We start from the raw sequence: 25345 nt of genomic DNA, 5'->3' as shown, positions 1-25345 counted from the left end.
TTTTGACTTTTTATAGAGAGAACTAGGTGACAGAAGCAGCTATCGCTGAACGCAAACCGTCACAGTGGCGCATTTCAGCGTCGACGCAGGCAGTTGACGACCCGTTGTTAGATTGCTTGGTCTTACTGACCGAGCACTATGGTTCACCGTGCTCTGGCGACGCCTTAACGGCAGGTTTACCCATGACTGATGCGTTGCTGACGGCGGATTTATTTCCGCAGGCCGCGGCGCGCGCGGGGTTAACCGCCAAGCTTTCTCGGCGTCAACTAAAAGCGCTACCGAAACTCTTGTTGCCTTGCATACTTCTTTTGACCGACAAAAAAGCCTGCATTCTTCGGGAGATCGATGAAAAAGAAGGCATGGCATTAATACAAACCTCTGAGAATGGCGGCGAAGAAGAAATTTCGCTGGCGGAATTGGAGTCCATGTATGTCGGCTATGCGTTTTTGGTTAAACGTCAGTATCGCGGTGACAACAGTGTTGACTTGCATCTGCACGACACAAAAATCCATTGGTTCTGGCAAACGGTCAAAGACGCCTCCCCTATCTATCGCGACGCCTTGATAGCGTCGGTGTTGGTCAACCTGTTCGCCTTGGTTTCGCCCCTATTTGTCATGAACGTGTATGACAAAGTGGTGCCAAATCTTGCGTTTGAATCCCTGTGGGTACTGGCTTCCGGCGCGCTGATTGCGTTTTTCTTTGATTTTCTAATGAAAAAAATGCGCTCTTACCTAATAGATATTGCAGGTAAGAAAGTCGACATCATCGTGTCATCACGCTTGTTTGCGCGATTAATGGGAATCCCGTTAGAAAAACGCGCCAAAAGTGTTGGCGGCATGGCAAAACAACTCGGTGAGTTTGATGGCATTCGCGACATGTTAACGTCGGCGACCATCACCACCTTGGTGGATTTACCCTTCGCGGCCTTCTTCCTGTTTGTTATTTACCTTGTCGCGGGCGATCTGGCGGTCGTGCCTGTTGTCGCGGGTATCGCCATTCTGGGTTATGCATTTATCGTACAACCACGCCTGAAAGCGGCCATTGAAGAGTCCAACAAATACGCGAGCCAAAAACACGGTCATTTGATTGAGAGCCTATCCGCCTTGGAAGGGATCAAAGCCAACGTGGCAGAAGGCATTGTGCAAAAAAGCTGGCAACAGATGACAGCGCACACTGCTAACTGGAACATGAAAGTCAAACAAATCACCAACTCGGTGTCTTACTTTGCTTCTTTTATTGTGCAAGTTACCTCTGTTGCTGTGGTCGTGATGGGGGTTTACCGCGTCGCGGATGCTCAAATCAGCATGGGTGGCATTATTGCTGCCGTCATGCTGTCTAGCCGCGCAGTGTCACCGATGGCGCAACTTGCAGGCTTAATGAGCCGCTGGAATCAAACCCAATCGGGTATGCGTCAGCTCAATGCCATGATGGACCAAGAAGACGAGTTCGCAGACAAAGGCCACCTGATTAGCCGTAAGCGCCTGAAAGGCGACATTTATGCTGACAACGTGGGCTTTAGCTACCCAGAGACGGAAAAGCCAGCACTACACCCCACCAGCATGACTATCAAGGCCGGTGAGAAAATTGCAATTTTGGGTAAAAACGGAACCGGTAAAAGTACCTTAATCCGTATGCTTGCTGGTCTTTATCAGCCAAGCGTAGGCAGCCTCCGTTTTGATGGCGTTGACGCCAAGCAAATTCACCCAGCAGATCTGCGTCGCAATGTCGGTTATCTGGCACAAGACGTCACCCTGTTCCACGGTACGATTCGTGAAAATATCATGTTTGGTACACGCCAAGTCACCGAGCATCAACTGATACGCGCGACCCAGCTTTCAGGTGTCGGTATTTTCACTTCGCAAGACAGCGAAGGGTTGGACAAGCAAGTCGGTGAACGCGGTGAAACGCTTTCTCGTGGCCAACGTCAATCGGTGGCGCTGGCACGTGCACTGCTCAACGATCCGCCGCTACTGATCATGGATGAACCGACCGCCAGCCTTGATGCCCATGCCGAAAACCAGTTTATCCATTCCATGAAGTTCGCCGCCAAAGATCGCACCTTGGTGATGATTACTCACAAAATGGCGCTGCTTCAGCTGGTTGATCGCGTCATCGTGATGGACAAGGGACGCATCGTGATGGATGGGCCTAGAGATAAAGTGCTTGAGCGTTTAAATAGCAGTAACGCAGGAGGGCAAAATGACTAACCCATTGAAGCGCGATGACATCGAAATGACTGACGATGTTTATGGCGCCATGCTGACCGACGCACCACTGCGCTATCGCATCGTAATTTGGGGGGTATTTACCTTCTTTGCTGTGATGTTGGTCTGGTCTAACTTTGCCTCGTTAGATCGCATGACGCGCGGTGAAGGAAAGGTGATCCCCTCCTCGCAAGTGCAGCTAATCCAAAGCCTTGATGGCGGTATTTTGCAAGCCATGTATGTGCAAGAAGGCCAACTGGTTCAACAAGGTGAGCCGCTTGCGCGTATTGATGACACCCGTTTTCGTTCCGATCTTGCGCAGCAAGAAGAGGAAGAGTTCAGCCTTCGTGCCAATATTTTACGCATGCAAACGGAGCTCAAAAGCATTCAGTTGTTCCCAACCGCCCCAAACTGGCGCGACCAAATCCAGATCACCTTGCTGCCATTGGAGTTTCCTGCCCAACTTGAAACTGCCGAACCGGAACTGATTGCACGTCAGCGTCAGGAGTACGATGGTCGCCTGGTGGATTTAAAAAACAAGGTTGAAATCCTTGCCCGACAAATCCAGCAAAAACAGCAAGAAAGTCAGGAGGTTGATTCGAAGCTTCGTACTCTGTCTAACAGTTATGGCCTGATCAATCGCGAGCTGAAAATCACCATTCCGCTGGCCAAAAAAGGCATCGTTTCTGAGATAGATTTGCTCAAGCTCGAGCGCCAAGTCAATGACCTGAAAGGCGAACTGGAATCCCTGCGTTTAATGCAGCCAAAGATCAAATCCACTGTCGATGAAGCGATTTTAAAACGCCGCGAAGCGGTGCACTCATTCAACAATGAAACCCGCTCAAAAATGAGCGAATTGGAATCGCGCTTATCTCGCCTGACGCAGGCACAAGTTGGATCTCAAGACAAAGTCGACAAAGCGGTGATCACCGCCCCCGTCACGGGTACGATCAAAACCATTCACATCAATACATTAGGCGGTGTTGTTCAGCCGGGTATTGATTTGATTGAAATCGTCCCAGCAGAAGACAAATTGCTGATCGAGGCCAAAATCGCGCCTAAAGACATCGCGTTTCTTCACTCTGGATTACCGTCAGTCGTGAAAGTCACCGCTTATGATTTTACCCGCTATGGTGGCCTAAACGGCACGTTAGAACACATCAGTGCTGATACCACCCAAGATGAAGAAGGAAACAGCTTCTACTTGGTCAGGGTTCGCACCGATAAATCCAGCTTAGAGAAAAAGGATGGCACTGAGCTGCCCATTATTCCGGGAATGCTCACATCAGTAGACATCATTACCGGGAAACGGACCGTTCTAGAGTATTTGCTTAATCCCATTTTAAGGGCAAAAGAATCGGCGCTAAGAGAGCGCTAATAATAATAATCAAGGAGAGAGACATGAAAAACAGTGTTAGCCATTCGCTGAGAAAAAGCGTGGCAGCATTGGCAGTGGCTGCCGTTTTGCTACCCACGTCAGTTGCCGCTCAATCGCTCGAACAGGCAGTGGCTACGGCATTAGATACTCACCCGCAAATCCGCCAAGCATTCAATCGTTTTAAGGTGCGTGAAGAGCAAGTGAATCAAGCTACTGCTGGCTACTACCCAACGATAGACTTCGATGCAGGTATTGGTCGCGAGTGGACCGAAAGCCCGTCTACCCGTCGAGATGGACTCAACGATAACTATGACGACAACAAAGAACTGACACGCCGAGAAATCGGTGTATCGCTTCGTCAAATGTTGTTTGATGGCTTTCAAACCTCGAGCGAAGTTAAGCGCACCGAATATGAAGCCAGTGCAGAACAATGGATGTTGTTCGCGTCAGCGGAAGATGTGGCACTGGAAGTCTCTCGTGCCTATCTAGAATATTTGCGCGCAGGTCAAATCGTGGTTCTTGCCGAGCGCAATCTAGAAAGTCACCAAACCATTTTTGATGCAGTAAAACAAAAAACGGATTCAGGCTTGGGCTCAACGGCAGATTTATCTCAAGTGACAGGTCGTCTTGCCCGTGCGCATTCGAACCTAATTTCATCGAAAAATAATCTGTCTGATGCCACCATCACCTACAAAAAGCTGGTGAATGTCGCCCCAGATGATGTGCGTATTCCTGTGCCTGATGCGGTCTTGCTGCCAACAAGCTTGGATCAAGCCATTGAGATGTCAACGGCCGATCACCCAACACTCCGCGCTGCTGGCAATGATATCAATGCAGCGACTGCACAGCTTGATGCCGCAAAAGGTAATTACTACCCGCAGGTCACTTTTGATCTGTCTGCGGGTTGGGATGACAACTTAGATGGCTCCGAAGGGTTAAGCCCAACTAGCTCAATTGATGTGGGTGGCAACAGTGACGAAGTGCTCGCCATGGTGCGTGTGAGCTATAACCTGTTCTCTGGCGGCGCAGACAGCTCAAGAGAGCGCGAAGCGGCTTACAGCATTAATGAATCAAAAGCCGTTCAGCAAGAAGCGTACCGTGACGTCGTTGAAGGCACGACCTTGGCTTGGAACGCACGTGATTTTCTAAGCCAACAAATGACCTACCTTCGTCAGCATGTTGAATCCGCTATCGAAACCCGTAATGCCTATGAAGATCAGTTCAAACTGGGTCAACGTACGCTTATCGACGTACTGGATTCAGAGAATGAACTTTTCCAAGCACGCCGTGAGTACCTGACGGCAGAATATGATGATTTGATCGCACAATACCGCTTGCTCAACGCAACAGGGCAACTGCTGCAATCATTACGCATCACAACGCCTGAAGTCTGGTTAGGCGACGATAGCTACAAAGGAGGCGTACAATAATGAACAAACTCGTTCTCTTACTTCCTATTGTTCTTTTGGCTGGCTGTGCCAATCAAGAAATTGCGACCATGCAAGATGTCTCACCACAAGCCAATGACCTACGTGATCTTGACTACGATGGCGTGATCAAAGCTCGTGAACTTTGCGACGAAACGTTAAACGGTGCAGCGGTAAACAACGACGGTTGCCCGAAAGACAAAACCGTTAAGCAGAGCTTTCGCTTAGACGTGAAGTTCCCCAATGATTCCGCAAGGCTGATGCCGAGCAACTACGCGAAACTCGAACAACTCGCGGCATTTTTGGAAGAGCAAGACGGCGCAACGGTGACGATTGAAGGTCACGCAAGCAAAGTCGGCAACCCCGCTTACAACTTGAGACTGTCTCAACGTCGCGCAGATGCTGTTGCAACGGCACTGATTGAGGATTTTGATATCCCCGCTTCGCGTGTTGAGGCTATCGGCTATGGCGATACTGCGCCCTTGATTGATGAAGACTCTGAGCTTGCCCACGAGACTAACCGTCGTGTTATGGCATCGCTTTCTGGCGAATACAGCACCACAGACATGAGATGGACCATTTTCACGTCTGAATAACCTTATGTCGCATGACCTTATGTTACGTAAGCTTATATTTACATAACGTTACGTATGCATAAGAGAATGGGCCAGTGCACAAGCGTGCTGGCCTGTTCTATTGCGCGCTATCACGAGCTTTACTATGATAACGAAACGCCTTTCTCTGCTTCTGGTTTACGTGTCAGCTGCGCTTTTGCTCGCGCTATTTATAGCGGGGCAGTTGTTGATGAACACCCATGAACAGCAAGCCAAGCTTGCGCAGCGCGCCGACGATGCGACGCATCAGCTCGTGCAAACGCTGCCAAAATTTATTGCATACTACGACACCGATTCGATAAAGCTTATCGTGAAAGCCATGCTGTCTCCCGAGCTAACATCGATAACACTCACCGATCAAATCACCTCGGAAGCGGCCACGTGGTCTTATAACTCACTTTCTGTGAACGCCCGATCTGTAGATGAGGTGTCCACTCCCCCATACTGGTTTTCATCACTGACACAAGTGGCTCCTGTTGAACAAGTGGTTGAGCTAAAGAATAACGATGCGGTTGTCGCTTCTCTCGTATTGACTTTGTCTGCGAATCAGGCGAATCAAGATGTCGCCGAACATGTTTCCTCTTTAATCGCGAGCGCGAGCTTGCTGACACTGGGTTTGCTATTTGTATTCACCCTGATCAGTGAAAAGCACCGTCGCGCGATCCACAAAGCGACATCAACGATCCACCAGCTGGCAGTGCAAGATTTCTCCTCTCAGGAATCTTCATCACAACGCTCAGGTTTGACCCTGCTAGATAGCGCGATTGATAGTTTGGCGCAGCAAGTTCAACGTTTAATCCAATCACTGAACAACGAACTACAAACCCTGCACAACAGCATGATGTTCGATGCAGTGTCCGGTCTACCAAACCGTCAGTACTTCTCGCACCAACTCAACAGTTGGATGGGTGAAGGTCATGAATCTCAAGGTGCAGTGTTCATCGCTAACATGGCATGGATGGATACCATTTATCGTCGCTATGGTTTCGCGGCGCGTGATGAAACCTGGCGTTTGTTGTCGAACTCACTGCAGTCAGAACTGGGCAGCCAAACCAATATTTGTATCGCCCGCATTAGCGAAACGGAAGTGGCGCTGTTGTTACCTGAATACAGTGAAGAACAAAGCAGACATTGCCTTCATACGTTGATCAGCACATTAAACAATGAAGTAACCATGGCGGGTTTTGATGCCAACGAAGGGTTCCACATTGGCGTGGTTCACGGCCATGATGTGGAGAGCTCTCAGTTGATGTCTCTGGCTGATAACGCCATGCAACGTGCCATTCAAATCAACGATGTGTTTGTGTTCAATCGTGGTTCGGAAGAGCAAGTGATTGACCGCGAAACCTGGCGTTTACTGCTCACCGACACCCTGCGCGAAAAAGCGATTCGACTTCAATGGCAACCGGTGAACACACTAGATAGCGTCAACAGTGAACCGTTGCACTATGAAGTGTTCACACAGGCATTGATTGAAAATCAGTGGCAATCGGCAGGTCGTATCATGCCTTACGTTCAACTGTTCGCGAAAGGTATCGAGTTGGACAAAATTGTCATAGAGTCACTCATTGACTTACACAAATCACAGCCGCTTGAAACGCATATTGCGCTAAACCTCACTGACGAAAGTTTATCAAGTGATGTGTTTACCCAATGGTTGATGCAGAAACTCACTACCGCGCTACCTAGCGAGAAAATTTTCTTTGAAATCAGTGAAGCAAGCGCGCGCAATAACTTAAAAGCCTGCATCACGTTTAGTGAAAAAGTGCGTCATGTGGGAGCATTTGTTGGCGTGGACCACTTTGGCCGTTACTTGCAGGGCGTAGAATATCTGGCAAAGCTTAAGCCTAGCTATGTCAAACTCGATCAAGCATTGAGCCAAGAACAGAACAGCCAAAATCGTCTATTTACTGAAACCTTAGCCAATATTGCGGATTCGCTGGATATCACAGTGATTGCAACAGGGGTGAAAGATGAAGAAAGTAAAATAAAGCTAAACAGAGCGTTTATCGATGCATACCAAGGCTTTATTCACCCACCATCGCTCATTCCCTCAAGAGAGCAGACAGCATAGTCAATACAGAAAACCCGCGTACTGACGCGGGTTTTCTTTTATTTTAATCTATCCGTTGAATTCGTTATTCGAACCAATAGCTCATGATCAGCGCATCTTCTTTGCCTGATTGAGTTGGGTAATAACCGTAGCGGCGATCAAATTCGTTAAACTCTAGCGATTCGTATAACTTGATTGCGGCCTGGTTGCTCTCCCTGACTTCCAGCCATGCTTCTTGTGCATCCATCTCGCGCATGCTGGTGAGAAACTCGCTCAGCAATTGCTTGCCAAACCCTTTACCTTGGTACTGAGGTGCAACAGCAATATTAAGCAATGACGCTTCCCCCGCGACACATTGCGCGAAAAAATACCCAACCACATCATCGTTCATCACTAACACACGATTGCAGCCGAATTTGGTGGGTGGCTTACGCAGTAGGCTTTCTACCCATGGGTGACTATGGGCCGCGCGCTCAATCGAAACCACCGCATCCAACCAGCGATCGTCCATCGGAAGTAATTCAGCTTTCATAACTTTTTATTTGTTTCCACAGTGCTTTTTTCGCATTTTGGTCATCGTTAAGCGCAGAGAGTGCTGGTGAAGCCAGTGCTTTGACACCAGCGATAGGATGCGTAGGCACACCTGCGCACCAACACCATTCAAGCGAATGCTCACCTAAGGTCGACAGCGCTCTTGCCGGTAAACGCAGAGCCTGCTCAGAGGTTAGCTTCATGCTTGCGAGAATTTTGCCAAAAAGCCAAGCTTCATGTTCATTTGGCGCACTATCACTGACAAACAGCAGTTTGCAGGACGCTGGCAACGCAATGGCCTTGGTCATATTTACTGATAACACGTCGGGCTGTCTAACATCCCACACGGTGATCCCCATTTCTTTGAGACGCTGTAAATCGTTCATCACAACACGAAAGTCCAAAACTCAATCAAGGAATATGCACGCATCCTACCAAACTTCGGCATACATCGACATCAAAGCGCGAAGTGAAAGAGCCGAACGATAAAACCAAGCCGGATAAAAACAAAAGGAGCAGCCATTGGCCGCCCCTTTGTAGGTATATAGCGCTTCAGTTACAGCTCATCAAATTCAGGGCAGTAGTCAACCAAACCTTGCAGGTTTTCAAAGCCCCCATCAAGAAGCTCTAATGCCATAAACGCTTCTTGCGGTACATCCCATTTGCAATGGAACCCGAAGGTGTTGGCGGCGGTAAAACCAAACTGCGCATAGTAAGCTGGATCGCCTAACACGACACAGGCTGGGTAGCCCAGTTCAGCGAGTATTTCCAAGCCTTCTTTGACCAATGTAGCCGCAATGCCCTGCTTGCGATAATCAGGATGAACGCATAGCGGCGCAAGACCTTGCACACCAGTATCCATACCACCGATGATAACGGGGCTAAACATGACGTGGGCAACGGTTTTTCCTTCGTCGTTACATGCCACGAGCGACAAGGTGTTGTGACCGTTTTCACGCAGAGACATCACCAATTTAGCTTCCGCTTTCGTAGGGAACGCTTTTTCGAGCAATCTGTCGATCGGTAAAAGATCGGCAGGCGCTTCAGATCTTATGAGCATAATGCGCCTCATTGAGGGGAGCGGGTGTCTGCAGACCTTTTTGCACAAAGGCCGCTAACGAGAATAGTCCTTGGCGAAGCATGCTTGGCAATGAATCCAAATCAACACTGTCCATCAAGTTCTTGACCTCGAGCCCAAGCTCAGTGTCACCTTCAATCAAAAGGCGACGTTGGAAAAACAAGGTGTCGGGATCTTCTTTGCGGGCAGCAATCAATATTAAATCGTTCAGATCTCCGCTAAATCTTACGTCCGGTGTGTCTATATCTTGTCGAACAACTAACTTGTCGTTATCAAAACTAATGTAGCTTTTAAACCCGATATCGCGCACATGCACTTCTAACCAGCGATTTTCGAGGAACTCAAACTCGCCATCATCCAGTGCTTCACGGAACACGCGTTTTAAGGTTTCGAGCATCAACGCTTGCTGCGCGGATGCTGGAATAAGTTTAACGGGCAGCCTAAATAAGGCGGGTGCCTGATGCACCAATGTTGAATGAAGAGTGTTGAGCAAAGTCATGTTCCAATGCTAAGGGTGGCGAAGATATGGCTCATTGTATGCCATTGTGTCGCTCAATGATCATGCCTTACGTCAAAAAAACAGGGGGACAATACGTCACACCGATAACCACTCAACCCCGAATGATATTCCAACGCATTGTGGAAGGCTAGAATACCCTCAACATAACCTTTATTTGAAACACGTCACGATGTCGCGATATCAATTCACAACTGAAAAGTGGCATCGGTTCAATAAGCCATTCCTTTAGATAGATAAGGTATATAAAGGTTTATCCAATCACATCACCGTTATATAGTGTCGTCTCAAACATGGAACTGAAGTGGGAAATAGCTTCGCAAGCTAGGATGTATGGAGCCTACATGCCAATCGAGCAGTTAACCTATTGGTTTTCACGTCTTACTCAAAACAGCCCTTTTCTTTTTGCCGTGCTGGACAAAGACCATCATTATCTTTGGGTAAGTCAGCGCTATTGCGAAATCAGTGGACTAGATCAAGACGAGTTAGTCGGAAAACAAGATAAAGACATTCTAGGCTCTGCTTTCTACGACGCATTGTCACCCCACTATAATCGCGCACTTAGCGGCGAGAATACGGAAGGTGAGATAGTGCTAAACGATGGCATTCATGACTCAAGCTTCCACTTCAGCGTCTCCCCACTCACTAGTAACGAGTGGCCGGAAGGTGCGGTTATTTTCCACGCATCCGACACCTCAGAAAGGCAAGTTCTTACCAGCGCGCTGGAATCCTCAGAAAGTCGTTTTAGCAACCTTTGTCAATTAGTGGGTGAAGGCTGCTGTGTGCTGGATGATGGCATCATTCTTAGTGCAAACAGTCACGCTGTTAGCATGCTGGGATTTGATAATCTCAACGAGATTTTGGGTGAAGATATCGAAAGCCTGCTGGCAGGCCCTGTCAAAGGTCAATCCCTTATTGCCTCTCTGACATCGCTAGACTCTGGGCAGCAACTTGTCTGCCAACCAAGCAATGGGAACACGGACAGCAAGCCGTTGAACGTCTCTTATGGCTCGGTGAGCCTGTTAGGGGGAAGTGGCGCTCTCATTACGCTATCTCGGACCGTTGCGGTCAGTGATCATAAGCAAACCATCGAGAAACTGGCTCAATTCGACGCACTGACGGGCCTTTATAATAGGCACGGTTTTTCTCGTCGATTGGAACAGCTCATCAACAATGACACCCCCTTGCTGATGCTTTATCTGGATGTGGATAACTTTAAAAACATCAACGACTCCCTTGGCCATCACATTGGGGATCGTGTCTTACAAGAAATCGCTCAACGGCTTCGTCGCCAACTGCCTGCAGAAACCATTTTGGGTCATCTCGGTGGCGATGAGTTTGCCGTGTTGTTGCCAGAACAAACCGGTGACGACATCGCATGTGAACTGGCGAATAAAATCGTGGAAGTGATCAGCCAGCCTTTCGATCTTTACCATTTCAGCAAGTATCTTGCCTGCTCAATCGGCTCAGTGAAATACCCGGGTGACGGCAAAGATGCTCGCAGTCTGCTGCAAAACGCTGATACCGCGATGTATGAAGCCAAAGAGCAAGGTCGTAACCGTGTCGTGACATATGACCAGCACATGAATAAAGAAGCACGCATGCGTCTTTGGCTGGAAATTGAACTACAGAAGGCATTACAAAATAATGGCTTAGAGGTCTGGTATCAACCTAAGGTCAACGCGAAAGATTACTCAATCAACGGCGCGGAAGCATTGGTTCGCTGGAAGCACCCTGTTGAGGGCTACATCAGCCCTGCACGCTTTATTCCAGTAGCAGAGCGCTCAGGAATGATTGAACTGCTTGGTCGCAATGTGATGCGCGAAGTATTTCAAGCCGTGCGCCGCTGGCAAAGCCTAAAAATCCTTCCGGGACGCGTGGCCATCAATCTATCACCACAGCAGTTTCGCAATCCGAACCTCACGACGCACATGAAAAAACTGCAATCTGCCACGCAAGCGGATCCCTCGATGATCACGTTTGAGCTAACGGAAAGCGCCGTTATTAGCGACGGTGACCACGCAATCCAAATGCTCAATGCGATTAAAGAACTCGGGTTTGCGCTATCAATTGATGATTTTGGAACCGGCTATTCATCCTTGTCCTATTTGGCTAAGTTTCCATTGGATGAACTGAAAATCGACCGCGCATTTATATCAGACATGGAAACCTTTCCAAAACAGGTCACATTGATAGAAAACATCATCAATCTTGGCCGATCGTTAAACATGTCAGTGGTCGCTGAAGGCGTGGAAACGGGTAAGCAAGCCAGTGTGCTCGCGAACCTAAAATGTGACACCATTCAGGGCTTCCATTTCTACAAGCCAATGCCAAAAGCGGAGTTTGAAGCACTGCTAATAAACAACCGCAAGGCCATCAAAGCGGTATCGTAATTGTGATTGGCGCTTTTAAGGCGCCAACGTCATTTATCGGACGTTCATGAACCCGTATTCCATATGCTCCAAACCACCTCACCAACTTCACGTTCCAAACAATAGATTCCCCTTGGGTTTCATTCTTTGTTTACCCAAACCTGCCTTACATCAATACCTTTTAAGTCAACTCTGCCTAAAATCCTGACTTTATGTTCAAACTCATAGCCAGATGCTGACCACGTGATGTGGGGAAATTTATGGAATTGCTTTGTCCGGCAGGTAACCTTCCTGCCCTGAAAACGGCCATCGATAATGGCGCCGATGCGGTATATATCGGCTTCAAAGATGGCACTAACGCACGCCACTTTGCTGGCCTGAACTTTGATGGCAAAAAGCTCGAAAAAGCGGTCTCTTATGTTCATGATAGAAACAAACACCTTCATGTTGCGCTGAATACCTTTGCCCATCCTGATGGCTTTAAACGCTGGACGGACGCCGTTGATGCTGCCGTCGACCTTGGCGTAGATGCGTTGATCATCGCCGATCTTGCCGTACTCGATTACGCAGCGACCAAGCACCCTGACATGGAAATTCACTTGTCAGTACAAGCATCTGCCACCAACAGTGCCGCCATTGATTTTTATCGTGACCACTTCAATGTGAAGCGCGTGGTATTGCCACGCGTGCTGTCTATGCATCAGGTGAAGCAATTGTCTCGCACTACCGACGTGGATTTGGAAGTGTTTGCCTTTGGTAGCCTTTGTATTATGTCGGAAGGTCGCTGTTATTTATCGTCTTACCTAACAGGCGAATCCCCGAATACTGTTGGTGCTTGCTCGCCAGCAAAATACGTACGCTGGCAAGAAACCCCGCAAGGATTAGAATCTCGCCTTAATGACATTTTGATCGACCGCTACAAAGTCGGTGAAAACGCAGGATATCCAACGCTATGCAAAGGACGCTTTGTCACTGACGGAGAGCCATTCCACGCATTGGAGGAGCCAACCAGCCTGAATACACTTTCTATTTTGCCTGAATTGTTTGCCGCGAATATTGCCTCGGTCAAAATCGAAGGCCGTCAGCGTAGCCCAGCTTATGTTGAACAAGTGACACGCACGTGGCGACAGGCCATTGATAGCTACAAGAAAAACCCTGACGGCTATGAGGTTCTTCCGCATTGGAACCAATGTTTGGACAGTGTCTCTGAGGGCGCGCAAACCACACTTGGCGCTTACCATCGCAAATGGCAGTAAGAGATAACCCTATGAAATATTCACTTGGCCCACTTCTCTATTTCTGGCCAAAAAACGACGTTGAAACCTTTTATCAAAAAGCCGTGAACAGCGATGCTGATATTGTTTATCTTGGTGAAACGGTTTGTTCAAAACGCAGAGAGATGCGCACCGCTGACTGGATGGATTTAGGTCGTGAACTGGCTCAGCAGGGTAAACAAGTCGTACTATCAACCATGGCGTTGCTTGAGGCACCAAGCGAAGTGAAGGTGATGCAAAGTTACATCGATAATGGCGAGTTCATTATTGAAGCTAACGATGTATCCGCGATTCAACTGGCACATGGAAAAAAAGTGCCGTTTGTCGCTGGCCCTGCGTTAAACCTTTACAACGCACAAGCACTGCACGTGCTGCTGAAAAAAGGCATGACACGCTGGTGCATGCCGGTTGAGCTGTCTCGAGAATGGCTGCAAAAAGTCCTAGCTGAAGCTGAAATACTGGGGATCCGCAACAGGTTTGAGGTTGAAGTCTTTTCCTATGGTCATTTGCCATTAGCCTATTCAGCCCGCTGTTTTAGTGCCCGCGCTGAAAACCGCCCTAAAGATAAATGCGAAACTTGTTGTGTTAACTACCCACAAGGCCTAGAAGTAAAAAGCCAAGAAGGCCAAGCGGTGTTTACATTGAACGGCATTCAAACCCAATCCGGTTACTGCTACGACCTAAGCGCTGACCAGGCCTCCATGAAAGGTCTTGTCGATGTTGTACGCATTAGTCCTCAGCATGTGGACACCATTGATGTACTGGCGGGCTTTAAACGTGGTGATGCCGGTTTTTCGCCCCGCACCCATCACTGCAATGGGTACTGGCACAGTATTGAAGGCATGGCGACACATTCATAGTTCCTTGTGTTTATAACCACTAAACGTAAAAAGAGCCGCAATGCGGCTCTTTTTCTGTCACAGGCATCATGACCCGATTAGGTAGCAGGTTGTTCGCTTAACTGTTGCGCGATACGACTCAATTCCAACATCGAGTAACGATGCTCGACGAAATCGTACACATTACCCGCCATGGCCAGTTTATATAACGCCACAGCTGAGCCTAAATCACCCTGAGACTGATAGCGCTTTGCGAGATAAAAATACCCTTCACATAGTCGTTCTGCTAATTGGGAATTATCGACGCTGGTATTCATTATTTCATTAAAGAAGGCTTGTTCACTGATATCGTTCAAATACAGCCTGGCTAGCTGCCACCCCCAATCCTGTTTATCTGAGGCTTGGTAACGCGCTCTAAAGGCTTGCGTGGCTTGTTCGCTTCCCTCTTTTTCCAACTCAGCTAAATAGAGCCAAATTGCACGATAAGGGTCGTTCTCATTGTCTTGATAGTGTTTCTGCAAATCACGTACAGCAAGGTCGTATCGACCGCCGTAATAAAGCGCAATGCCACGATTACGCTCGGCATACTGATGCCCCTCGTTCAGTTCTAAGGTCGAGTCAAAGGCTTCATACGCAGCGTCATACAGACCGCTTTGGGTAAAATACACGCCGAGAATATTAAAAACATCAGGCTGTGCCGGGTTGTAAGACAAAGAACGATTAAAATCTAAACGTGCCAGATCGCGCAGCCCAAGGCTGTCATTAATCAAGCCGCGTTCGTAATAAATCTGCGCCCTGTCTTTCTCCGTGATGTCGTCACGAAGAAGAATTTGGTCAATTCGCGCTAGCTGTACTTCCTGTTGCGTGGTTGACTGCAATGGCACTGCCATCGGCAGATAATGCCAAGGTTGTGTGTTTTTCACTGAGGTAGACGTAGCACAGCCAGAAAGCAGTAGCAACGACCCAACAATGATCAACGGCAGCCATCTCATATTTCGCATTAGCGCATCTCTCCTGAAAAACAGAAAAACAAAAAGGGGGCAATAGCCCCCCTTTTTATACCGCGTTTATCGCAATAGTGTAACTTATTCCGCGTCAGCTTCTGGCTGAGCGTCAGTTTCAGCGGCAACAGGTTGCTCTACTGCCTCTTTCATGCTCAGGCGGATACGACCCTGACGGTCGATTTCCAGAACCTTAACTTGAACTTCTTGGCCTTGCTCAACGAAGTCAGACACTTTCTCAATGCGCTTGTCCGCAACTTGAGAGATGTGAACCAGACCTTCTTTGGTGCCGATAACAGACACAAAGCAACCGAAGTCAACGATGCGCGTTACTTTACCCGTGTAGATACGGCCTACTTCAACTTCAGCCGTCAGCGCTAAGATGCGTGCAATAGCCGCTTTCGCTTTGTCGCCATCTGTTGCTGCGATCTTCACTGTACCGTCATCTTCGATTTCGATGGTGGTTTCAGTTTCTTCAGTCAGCGCACGGATAACTGCACCGCCTTTACCGATCACATCTTTGATCTTCTCTGGGTTGATCTTGATGGTGTGGATACGTGGCGCGAACTCAGAGATATCGTCACGAGCTGCAGAGATTGCTTGATCCATCACGCTTAGGATATGCAGACGCGCACCCTTAGCTTGGTTCAGTGCAATTTCCATGATCTCTTTAGTGATACCTTCGATTTTGATGTCCATCTGCAGCGCAGTCACACCGTCATCAGTACCCGCTACTTTGAAGTCCATGTCGCCAAGGTGATCTTCATCACCAAGGATGTCAGACAGAACAACGAAGTCATTGTCTTCTTTCACAAGACCCATTGCGATACCCGCAACAGATTTCTTGATTGGAACACCTGCATCCATCAGAGCCAAAGACGTACCACATACAGACGCCATTGAAGACGAACCGTTTGATTCAGTGATTTCAGAAACCACACGAATAGTGTACGGGAATTCATCTTGCGAAGGCATTACCGCTGCAATACCACGCTTCGCCAGTTTACCGTGGCCGATTTCACGACGCTTAGGTGAACCAACAAAGCCAGTCTCACCCACACAGTATGGAGGGAAGTTGTAGTGCAGCAGGAAGTGATCAGTACGCTCGCCAGTGATCGAATCGATGATTTGAGCATCTCGTTTCGTACCAAGGGTTGCCGTAACCAGTGCCTGAGTTTCACCACGGGTGAACAAAGACGAACCGTGTGTACGTGGCAGAACGCCAGTGCGTACGTCTAGCGCACGAACCATGTCTTTTTCACGACCATCGATACGTGGGTTGCCCGCGATGATGCGGCCACGAACAACATTCTTCTCTAGGCTGCCCAGCATACCTTGGATTTCACGAACGTTTAGATCGTCATTTTCTTCGCTCATTTGAGCGATAACGCCTTGCTTGATTTCACCAACTTGCGCATAACGCGCCATTTTTTCGGTGATCTGGTACGCTTCGACCAGACGCGCTTCGGCCAGTTCAGCAACACGTGCTTTCAGTTCTACGTTGACTTCTGGAGCAGCCCAATCCCAAGCAGGGGTAGCCACTTCAGCAGCGAAGTCTTTGATCGCTTGAATCGCAACTTGCTGTTGGTCATGACCAAAAACAACCGCTTGCAGCATTTGCTCTTCGCTTAGACGGTCAGCTTCTGATTCAACCATCAGAACCGCGCCTTCAGTACCTGCAACAACCAGATCCAAACGGCTAGTTTCAAGCTCAGTGTTGCTTGGGTTCAGGACCAACTTATCATTGACAAAACCAACGCGCGCAGCACCGATAGGGCCGTTAAATGGCAGACCAGAAATAGCCAGAGCTGCAGACGTCGCAAGCAAAGCAACGATGTCTGGGTTTACATCTGGGTTTACAGAAACCACAGTTGCAATAACTTGAACTTCGTTTTTGAAGCCATCTGGGAACAGAGGACGAATTGGACGGTCGATCAGGCGTGACGTCAGTGTTTCACCTTCAGAAGGACGACCTTCACGCTTGAAGAAACCACCAGGGATTTTACCTGCAGCGTAAGTACGCTCTTGGTAGTTAACCGTCAACGGGAAGAAGTCTTGGCCTTCTACTGCCGCTTTTTTACCAACAACACTTACAAATACTGAAGTGTCGTCCATGCTTGCCATAACAGCAGCCGTTGCTTGGCGAGCCATAACGCCAGTTTCCAAAGTTACAGTATGGTTACCGTACTGGAATGTCTTTACGATTGGATTCACGTGTAATTCCTTGTTTTATTTGCACTTACTTAGTGCGAGTCACTTTATTTTCAATGGCTTCACCAATCGCGACTAATGACAAAACTCGATATTTCCTTGCTGAAGGAAAACGGCAATAGAGTGTTCTCAATAGTCGCGACCTGATGGTCGACTTCGTAGACTGCGAAGCCAGAGAAAGCGCCAATATTATATACCCAAACTGTCGCAAGATGCATGTTTCGGCAAGAATTACTGGGGTTATGCTCAAGGGATAGCGCAACACGATTAATTAAAACGAGTCAAAACGCAGTATTGAAAGGCATAAGCTCAAAAATTCTCGAACGAAGCTTAGTTGAGATGCAACAAAAGGTGAGGGCAAAAAACGAGAAAAGGAGCCGCGAGGGCTCCTTTTCGGTATGCATTGCATAAAAGCCAGAGGCTTATTAGCGACGCAGACCTAGACGCTTGATTACTTCTAGGTAACGGTCAGCGTTTTTACGCTTCAGGTAATCCAGAAGCTTACGACGACGTGAAACCATGCGCAGCAGACCGCGGCGGCTGTGGTGATCACCTTTGTGCTCAGCGAAGTGGCCTTGTAGGTGATTGATAGAAGCAGTAAGAAGCGCTACTTGAACTTCTGGAGAACCAGTGTCGTTAGTGCCTTGAGCGTATTCAGCAACGATTGCTGCTTTAGTTTCTGCATTCAGAGACATAGTCTATTCCTAAATGTAAAAGGTTAAATTTGTGTCAGCCAATCTCTGATTCAGCCAGACACCCGAGCGGCGGATTCTACAGCGCTTCCCCCAATAAGGCAATCGATATAGCTTCCACCAAATATTTTTTCATTGCGAACAAGTTTACTGTGGGCGAGCATTCACCAAACGGCGAGGAGCAACCAGGCCATCAGCATCAATCTCACCAACACCAATAAAGGTACGTTCTTCACCAACGGTCATGCGTACTTGACCTTCAGAAGGCGCGTTTGACGCTTGTACCGCCTGACCTTGCAATGCGTAACTTGCTACAGCGGGAAGCAAATTCACTTCATCCAAATCTTGTACCGCTGTATCCAGAGGCAACAAAAGAGAATCAAGCAACTCACGTGGCTGGACTTCTTGCTCGCGCGCTTGCTCAAGCAGTGCTTCCAGCTGTTCCAACGTTACCATCTTCTCGATAGGGTAGCGCGAGACACCGATGCGGCGAAGCGCAATCACGTGCGCGCCACAGCCTAGCATTTCGCCAAGATCGTCAACGATGGTTCGAATATACGTGCCCTTAGAGCAATGTACTTCCATTTCCACTTCGTCGCCTTCAAAGCGTAACAGGGAAATTTCGTAGACATTAATCTTACGCGCTACGCGAGGCACTTCGATACCCGCACGCGCATATTCGTAAAGCGGTTTGCCTTCATATTTCAACGCTGAGAACATTGAAGGCACTTGCATTGTCTCGCCACGGAAACCAGCAATGAGGCCTTCAAGCTGCTCTACGTTGACGTTAACGTCACGGGTTTGCACCACTTCACCATCAGAATCAGACGTGTTCGTGCGCTCGCCTAGTTTGGCAACAACAACATAACGCTTGTCGGAATCGAGCAAAAACTGGGAAAACTTGGTCGCTTCACCAAAACAAATTGGCAGCATACCTGTTGCCAATGGGTCAAGTGCGCCGGTGTGACCCGCTTTTTCTGCGAAGAAAATGCGTTTCACTTCCTGCAAAGCACCATTGGAAGTAATACCGCTTGGTTTATCCAGCAGAACAATCCCGTCAACAGGACGTCCGCGACGACGTGGACGACGACCCATTACTCTTCTTCCCCATCAACATCTGCGCGGCGCGCTTCATCTGATTTAACAGCACTGGTGACCAGGTTCGAAATACGCATACCTTCTGTCAGTGATTGGTCAAAGACGAAGATCACTTCAGGTGTAATACGCAGGCGAATGGCTTTACCAAGCAAGGTACGGACATACCATGCCTGCTCGTTCAACGCTTCTAAACCCGCTTCTGGCGTTTGATCGCCCGTGGTCAAAAAGGTCACGTGTACTTTGGCGTACGCAAGGTCACGAGATACATCTACGCCTGACACGGTAACCATGCCAATGCGTGGGTCTTTAATTTCGCGTTGCAGGATCAGTGCGACTTCTTTTTGCACTTGCTGTGAAACGCGTTGTGTACGGCTAAATTCTTTGGCCATAACTCTCTTCTCTGATAAAGAATAGGGGAAAGCGCTTAGCACTTCCCCCCATGGTGTTTATAAACAACCTGTTACAGGTAGCTATTACTCGATGGTACGTTTCACTTCAACGATTTCGAATACTTCGATTTGGTCGCCAGGGCGAACATCGTTGTAGTTCTTAACGCCGATACCACACTCGTAGCCTTTGGCAACTTCGTTTACGTCATCTTTAAAGCGACGCAGTGACTCTAGCTCGCCTTCATAAATAACAACGTTATCACGCAGAACGCGGATTGGGTTGTTACGCTTGATGGTACCTTCCGTCACGATACAGCCTGCAATTGCACCAATCTTAGGTGATTTGAAGACTTCGCGCACTTCAGCCAGACCCATGATTTCTTGTTTGAACTCAGGCGCAAGCATACCGCTCATCGCTTGTTTCACTTCATCAATCAGAGCGTAGATCACTGAGTAGTAACGTAGATCCAAGCTTTCAGCTTCAATTGTCTTACGCGCAGAAGCGTCAGCACGAACGTTAAAGCCTACCAGAATCGCGTTTGACGCAGCAGCAAGTACAGCATCAGTTTCGGTGATTGCACCCACACCTGAGCCCACGATCTTCACTTTCACTTCATCAGTAGAAAGCTTAACCAGTGAATCAGCGATTGCTTCAACAGAACCTTGTACATCAGCTTTCAGTACAATGTTCAGCTCAGACACTTCGCCTTCAGCCATGTTAGAGAACATGTTTTCCAGTTTCGCTTTCTGCTGGCGAGCCAGTTTAACGTCGCGGAATTTACCTTGGCGGTAAAGAGCAACTTCACGCGCTTTACGCTCATCACGAACAACAGTCGCTTCATCACCTGCAGAAGGAACACCTGATAGACCCAGGATTTCGACAGGGATAGACGGGCCAGCTTCTTCAACGTCTTTACCGTTCTCATCGCGCATTGCACGAACACGGCCATATTCAAGACCACAAAGAACGATATCGCCTTTTTTCAGCGTACCTTCTTGTACAAGAACAGTAGCAACTGGGCCACGGCCTTTGTCCAGACGTGATTCGATAACCACACCGCTCGCCATGCTGTCACGTACGGCTTCAAGCTCAAGCACTTCTGATTGCAGCAAGATTGCTTCAAGCAGTTCGTCAATGTTAAGACCTTGTTTAGCAGAAACATGAACGAACATGTTTTCGCCGCCCCAGTCTTCAGACATAACATTGTGCTGAGACAGTTCATTCTTCACGCGATCTGGGTCAGCAGCTTCTTTATCGATCTTGTTCACAGCAACGATAAGTGGCACATCGGCCGCCTTTGCGTGCTGGATAGCTTCGATAGTTTGCGGCATTACGCCATCGTCCGCTGCAACAACCAGAACAACGATATCCGTTGCTTTAGCACCACGTGCACGCATTGATGTAAACGCTGCGTGTCCTGGAGTATCCAAGAAGGTGATCATGCCGTTTTCAGTTTCAACGTGGTATGCACCAATGTGCTGGGTAATACCACCGGCTTCGCCAGAAGCAACGTGCGCTTTACGAATGTAATCAAGTAGCGATGTTTTACCGTGGTCAACGTGACCCATGATAGTAACAACAGGTGCACGTGGTTCACGTTTTGCACTGTCATCACGATCCAGCATAACCGCTTCTTCAAGTTCGTTCTCTTTACGAAGAACAACCTTGTGACCCATTTCTTCAGCAACCAGTGCTGCAGTTTCTTGGTCAATAACTTGGTTGATGGTTGCCATTGCACCCATCTTCATCATGGTCTTGATAACTTCAGTGGCTTTAACTGCCATTTTGTTAGCCAGTTCAGCAACAGTTACCGTTTCGCCGATCTCTACGTCACGGTTAACTTTCTGTGCTGGTTTCTGGAAACCATGCTGCATCGAGGTTGGCTTAGCCATACGGCCTTTCAGCTTGCCGCCTTTACCGCCACGTCCACGATTCGCAGATGAGTCGTCTTTGTCTTGTGCTGATTTTTTCTTCTTGCGACGACGTGGTGCTGCTTCTTGGCGGCGATCCGCTTCGTCTTCTGCTTCGCGTGCATGTTGGAAAGTTGTAACGTGATGATCGGTTGCTTCCATTACATCTGCTACCACTTCTTGCTTACTCCAACGCTCTTCATTCAATTCTGCCATTTTGCGTGCCTCTTCTAGCTGGCGCTGACTTTCTTCTTCAGCTCTACGCTTGGCTTCCTCTTCCTGGCGACGCTTGAGTTCATCAGCTTCATTTTTTGCTTGCGACTCTGCAGCTTCACGAGACGCTCTTTCTTCTGTGGTCTCGTTCAACGCTTTGGATTTTTCAGCCGCAATGCGTGCTTTTTCTTCCGCATCGCGCTTAGCTTTCTCTTCAGCTTCACGTTTTGCTTTTTCTTCGGCTTCTCGCTTGGCTGCTTCTTCAGCGGCGCGACGGGCTTTTTCCTCAGCCTCTCGCTGTGCTGCTTCTTCAGCTTCACGTTGTGCTGCTTCCTGCGCTACACGTTGTTCTTCGAGGTCGCTGCGCTTCACGTAGGTGCGTTTTTTACGTACTTCTACCTGAACATCCTTACTCTTTCCGCCAGCACCTGAAACACTCAATGTGCTGCGTTTTTTGCGCTGTAACGTCAGTCGAGTTGGAGCGCTACCATCGTCGCCGTGCTCACGTTTCAGGTGAGTAAGCAAAGTTTGCTTCTCATCTTGGCTTACGCTGTCTTCTGCCGATTTTTGAATACCGGCATCTTGAAATTGCTTAAGCAAACGATCTACCGGCGTATCGATCTCGCTCGCCAGTGCTTTAACTGTAACTTCTGACATTCTGCTCCTCCTTTGCTGCGCTTAAGCTTCGTCGCTGAACCAGCAAATATTGCGCGCGGCCATAATAAGCTCGCCCGCTTTAACTTCATCCATTTCCTCGATATCAAGAAGATCGTCAGTGCCTTGGTCGGCCAGATCTTCCAATGTACAGATGCCTTTTGCTGCTAGGCGGAACGCCATATCACGCTCCAAACCTTCCAGACCCAATAGGTCTTCAGCGGGCTCTGCACCGTCAAGGATTTCTTCTTTCGCCAGTGCGATAGTGGTCAGTGCTTCTTTCGCACGGCTACGCAGTTCTTCAACAGTATCTTCATCAAGACCGTCGACTTCCATCAGCTCTGCAGCTGGTACGTAAGCGACCTCTTCCAATGTGGTGAAACCTTCTTCAACCAACATTGCTGCGAAATCTTCGTCGATATCCAAGTGCTTGCTGAACAGTTCAATAGACTGGCCCGCTTCTTCTTGGTGTTTCTTTTTAAGATCATCAACTGTCATGACATTCAGTACCCAACCCGTAAGTTGAGATGCAAGACGTACGTTTTGACCGTTACGACCGATAGCTTGCGCTAAGTTGTCTGCTTCGACAGCGATATCCATGGTGTGGGTATCTTCGTCTACGATAATAGACGCTACTTCCGCTGGTGCCATCGCATTGATAACAAGTTGTGCAGGGTTATCATCCCACAAAACGATATCGATACGTTCGCCGCCAAGTTCACCTGAAACAGCTTGAACACGCGCGCCGCGCATACCAACACACGCACCAACAGGGTCAATACGCTTGTCATTTGTCTTCACGGCAATTTTTGCACGTGAGCCAGGATCGCGGGCTGCGCCCATGATCTCAATCATTTCTTCGCCAACTTCTGGCACTTCAATGCGGAACAGTTCGATCAGCATTTCAGGCTTAGAGCGAGTCATGAATAATTGGAAACCGCGCGCTTCTGGACGCACAGCATACAGCAAACCACGCACGCGGTCGCCTGGGCGGAAGTTTTCACGTGGTAATTGGTCGTCACGTTGGATTGCCGCTTCTGCGTTATTGCCCAGATCAACGATAATGACGTCGCGGTTAACTTTCTTAACCACACCAGTGATCAGCTCACCTTCATTGTCCATGAACTGCTCAACCACTTGCTCACGCTCAGCTTCACGTACCTTTTGTACGATAACTTGTTTCGCGGTTTGCGTGGTAATGCGGTCAAATGTGACAGATTCGATGTCATCTTCAACGTAATCACCAAGCTCTAGCGATTCATCATCGAATTTCGCTGCTTCTAAAGTGATTTCGCGAGTTGGCATGGTGACTTCGTCAACCACCAACCAACGACGAAAAGTTTCGACTTCGCCAGTTTTGCGGTCGATAACAACGCGCACTTCGATTTCTGCTTCGTATTTTTTCTTCGTGGCCGTTGCCAGCGCTGTTTCCAACGCTTCAAAAATGCGCTCGCGAGGAACTGCTTTTTCGTTGGATACCGCTTCTACGACAGCCAAGATTTCTTTGTTCATGAACTAATGCCTCATCTAAGCTTAAAATGAAGGAACCAAGTTTGCCTTGGCGATATTGCTCAGGGCGAACGCTTCTTCGTTGCCATCGACAGTGATGGTGACAGTCTCGCCTTCGACGGAAAGGATATTGCCCTTCCACTTGCGGCGGTTTTGCATAGCCATTTTGAGCACTATGTTGACTTCGTGGCCGATAAAACGCTGGTAATGTGCAGCGTTAAAAAGTGGTCGCTCTAAACCCGGAGATGAAACTTCGAGATTGTAAGCCACAGTAATTGGATCTTCGACATCCATAACCGCACTAACCTGACGGCTCACTTCTGCGCAGTCTTCAACCGTAATACCATTCTCATGATCGATAAAGATCCGAAGGGTTGAGTGCTGCCCAGCGCGAACAAATTCAAGCCCTACAAGCTCATAGTCCAACGCTGCTACAGGCGCTTCAAGCATAGCGAAAAGCTGTTTTTCTAGTCCTGTCATACAAACCCCAGAAATAAAAAAAGGGCTAAAAAGCCCAGTTATCCGTTCGAATGGTCATCTTCAGATAACAAAAAACCCCGAATCTCGGGGTTTAATGCAACTGGACCCTTGTGCCATGGTTTCCCATGACCAGCGACTGTTTTGGTCTCACTAAACAATCACCGTGGAAGTGGTTGCGGGGGCCGGATTTGAACCGACGACCTTCGGGTTATGAGCCCGACGAGCTACCAAACTGCTCCACCCCGCGTCCGATGGCGACATTATAACGTCGCCTCACACACTAATACAAGTACTGTGAACCCTAATAGGGATTTTAAATTGGTGCCGAGAGCGGGACTTGAACCCGCATGCCTATACAGGCACTACCCCCTCAAGATAGCGTGTCTACCAATTTCACCACCTCGGCAAATCTTTTCTTAGTTAGGGATGTCGCTGTTGCCACTTGTCGTAGCAGGAACATCACCTGCCTGAGTTTGCTCTGTAAGAGGAACGCTCAGGTCTTCATACTCACTACCCGTTTGGATTTGGTGAGATGTTAAGTTACCCAGCACAAGGCTAAGTATAAAGAATACAGTTGCGAATATCGCAGTCATTCGGGTCAGAAAGTTTCCAGAGCCGCCAGAGCCAAATACAGTATTTGATGCCCCAGCCCCGAAAGAGGCTCCCATATCTGCGCCTTTACCTTGTTGAACCAAAACCAGGCCAATAACACCGAGCGCGGCCAACAGATAAATCACAAGTAGAATTTCGTACATGGGTTCCACCTATGTTCCAAATTGTTGAGCCAGCTGACATTTAAGTTCACTAGCGCAACTCCCATCGTTGGGAGCGAGAGAATACTAACGAATGCCAGCAGGTGAAACAAGAGAAAAATGCAAAAAAACAGCACTTTTCATCCCG

21 protein-coding genes and 2 tRNA genes are annotated in these 25345 nt (G+C 48.4%); 8 read left to right on the top strand and 15 right to left on the bottom strand.

Features of this window, described 5'->3' with window-relative positions:
• Nucleotides 1-26 precede the first annotated feature (26 nt).
• The 5 genes from AB8599_RS02695 (at nt 27) to AB8599_RS02675 (ending at nt 7697) form a co-directional block, all read left to right on the top strand.
• Nucleotides 27-2207: a type I secretion system permease/ATPase gene (locus tag AB8599_RS02695; protein WP_407332273.1), complete on the top strand. Its 2181-nt coding sequence runs from the start codon at nt 27-29 to the stop codon at nt 2205-2207.
• Nucleotides 2200-3582: an HlyD family type I secretion periplasmic adaptor subunit gene (locus AB8599_RS02690; protein ID WP_407332272.1), complete on the top strand. Its 1383-nt coding sequence runs from the start codon at nt 2200-2202 to the stop codon at nt 3580-3582. The genes AB8599_RS02695 and AB8599_RS02690 overlap by 8 nt, the downstream gene beginning before the upstream one ends.
• Nucleotides 3583-3605: 23 nt before the next feature.
• A complete protein-coding gene (locus AB8599_RS02685) occupies nt 3606-5012 on the top strand; it encodes a TolC family outer membrane protein (protein ID WP_407332271.1) in 1407 nt (468 codons plus the stop codon).
• Nucleotides 5012-5605 (top strand): OmpA family protein, encoded by a 594-nt coding sequence (locus AB8599_RS02680; RefSeq protein ID WP_407332270.1) that lies wholly within the window; start codon nt 5012-5014, stop codon nt 5603-5605. The genes AB8599_RS02685 and AB8599_RS02680 overlap by 1 nt, the downstream gene beginning before the upstream one ends.
• A 124-nt stretch (nt 5606-5729) precedes the next feature.
• Nucleotides 5730-7697 (top strand): EAL domain-containing protein, encoded by a 1968-nt coding sequence (locus tag AB8599_RS02675; RefSeq protein WP_407332269.1) that lies wholly within the window; start codon nt 5730-5732, stop codon nt 7695-7697.
• A 64-nt stretch (nt 7698-7761) separates the two neighbouring features.
• On the opposite strand, the gene rimI is transcribed toward AB8599_RS02675, so the two are convergent.
• From rimI to AB8599_RS02655, 4 genes are all read right to left on the bottom strand, one after another.
• Nucleotides 7762-8208, bottom strand: coding sequence for a ribosomal protein S18-alanine N-acetyltransferase (rimI, locus tag AB8599_RS02670; protein WP_407332268.1), 447 nt, complete (start codon nt 8206-8208; stop codon nt 7762-7764).
• Nucleotides 8198-8593, bottom strand: coding sequence for a DNA polymerase III subunit psi (locus AB8599_RS02665; RefSeq protein ID WP_407332267.1), 396 nt, complete (start codon nt 8591-8593; stop codon nt 8198-8200). The genes rimI and AB8599_RS02665 overlap by 11 nt, the downstream gene beginning before the upstream one ends.
• A gap of 170 nt (nt 8594-8763) precedes the next feature.
• A complete protein-coding gene (locus AB8599_RS02660; protein WP_407332266.1) occupies nt 8764-9267 on the bottom strand; it encodes a GNAT family N-acetyltransferase in 504 nt (167 codons plus the stop codon).
• Nucleotides 9251-9778 carry an SCP2 domain-containing protein gene (locus AB8599_RS02655; protein WP_407333162.1) on the bottom strand — a complete coding sequence of 176 codons (528 nt, stop codon included), beginning with the start codon at nt 9776-9778 and terminating at the stop codon, nt 9251-9253. Before AB8599_RS02655 ends, AB8599_RS02660 begins: the two co-directional genes overlap by 17 nt.
• A gap of 368 nt (nt 9779-10146) precedes the next feature.
• On the opposite strand from AB8599_RS02655, the gene AB8599_RS02650 reads away from it, so the two are divergent.
• The 3 genes from AB8599_RS02650 to AB8599_RS02640 all read left to right on the top strand — a co-directional run bounded on the left by AB8599_RS02650 (nt 10147) and on the right by AB8599_RS02640 (nt 14308).
• Nucleotides 10147-12195 carry an EAL domain-containing protein gene (locus tag AB8599_RS02650; protein WP_407332265.1) on the top strand — a complete coding sequence of 683 codons (2049 nt, stop codon included), beginning with the start codon at nt 10147-10149 and terminating at the stop codon, nt 12193-12195.
• 239 nt (nt 12196-12434) lie between these two features.
• Entirely contained in the window at nt 12435-13430 is a 996-nt protein-coding gene (locus AB8599_RS02645; protein WP_407332264.1) for a peptidase U32 family protein, read from the top strand.
• Between the two features lie 11 nt (nt 13431-13441).
• On the top strand, nt 13442-14308 hold the full coding sequence (locus AB8599_RS02640; RefSeq protein ID WP_407332263.1) for a U32 family peptidase: 867 nt from the start codon (nt 13442-13444) through the stop codon (nt 14306-14308).
• Between the two features lie 77 nt (nt 14309-14385).
• Here AB8599_RS02640 and nlpI read toward each other — a convergent pair whose 3' ends face one another.
• The 11 genes from nlpI to secG form a co-directional block, all read right to left on the bottom strand.
• Nucleotides 14386-15288: a lipoprotein NlpI gene (gene nlpI, locus AB8599_RS02635; protein WP_407332262.1), complete on the bottom strand. Its 903-nt coding sequence runs from the start codon at nt 15286-15288 to the stop codon at nt 14386-14388.
• 84 nt (nt 15289-15372) lie between these two features.
• The gene (gene pnp, locus AB8599_RS02630; protein ID WP_407332261.1) at nt 15373-17502 is read right to left on the bottom strand and encodes a polyribonucleotide nucleotidyltransferase; all 2130 of its coding nucleotides are present in this window, start codon (nt 17500-17502) and stop codon (nt 15373-15375) included.
• 422 nt (nt 17503-17924) lie between these two features.
• The gene (gene rpsO / locus AB8599_RS02625) at nt 17925-18194 is read right to left on the bottom strand and encodes a 30S ribosomal protein S15 (protein WP_407332260.1); all 270 of its coding nucleotides are present in this window, start codon (nt 18192-18194) and stop codon (nt 17925-17927) included.
• Between the two features lie 144 nt (nt 18195-18338).
• A complete protein-coding gene (gene truB / locus AB8599_RS02620; RefSeq protein ID WP_407332259.1) occupies nt 18339-19286 on the bottom strand; it encodes a tRNA pseudouridine(55) synthase TruB in 948 nt (315 codons plus the stop codon).
• Nucleotides 19286-19678 carry a 30S ribosome-binding factor RbfA gene (rbfA, locus tag AB8599_RS02615; RefSeq protein ID WP_407332258.1) on the bottom strand — a complete coding sequence of 131 codons (393 nt, stop codon included), beginning with the start codon at nt 19676-19678 and terminating at the stop codon, nt 19286-19288. Before rbfA ends, truB begins: the two co-directional genes overlap by 1 nt.
• A gap of 84 nt (nt 19679-19762) precedes the next feature.
• On the bottom strand, nt 19763-22459 hold the full coding sequence (gene infB / locus AB8599_RS02610; RefSeq protein WP_407332257.1) for a translation initiation factor IF-2: 2697 nt from the start codon (nt 22457-22459) through the stop codon (nt 19763-19765).
• 21 nt (nt 22460-22480) lie between these two features.
• Nucleotides 22481-23968 carry a transcription termination factor NusA gene (gene nusA, locus AB8599_RS02605; protein ID WP_407332256.1) on the bottom strand — a complete coding sequence of 496 codons (1488 nt, stop codon included), beginning with the start codon at nt 23966-23968 and terminating at the stop codon, nt 22481-22483.
• 21 nt (nt 23969-23989) lie between these two features.
• The gene (gene rimP / locus AB8599_RS02600) at nt 23990-24445 is read right to left on the bottom strand and encodes a ribosome maturation factor RimP (RefSeq protein WP_407332255.1); all 456 of its coding nucleotides are present in this window, start codon (nt 24443-24445) and stop codon (nt 23990-23992) included.
• A 170-nt stretch (nt 24446-24615) separates the two neighbouring features.
• A tRNA-Met gene (locus AB8599_RS02595) sits at nt 24616-24692 on the bottom strand.
• Between the two features lie 72 nt (nt 24693-24764).
• Nucleotides 24765-24851, bottom strand: a tRNA-Leu gene (locus tag AB8599_RS02590).
• Nucleotides 24852-24861: 10 nt separating this feature from the next.
• A complete protein-coding gene (gene secG, locus AB8599_RS02585; RefSeq protein WP_407332254.1) occupies nt 24862-25200 on the bottom strand; it encodes a preprotein translocase subunit SecG in 339 nt (112 codons plus the stop codon).
• Nucleotides 25201-25345: the final 145 nt, after the last annotated feature.

This window comes from Enterovibrio litoreus (genome assembly GCF_045679545.1).
GTDB lineage: Bacteria > Pseudomonadota > Gammaproteobacteria > Enterobacterales > Vibrionaceae > Enterovibrio.
Note: the sequence above shows the minus strand (reverse complement) of the source record. Positions and strands in the feature narration are given on the sequence as shown.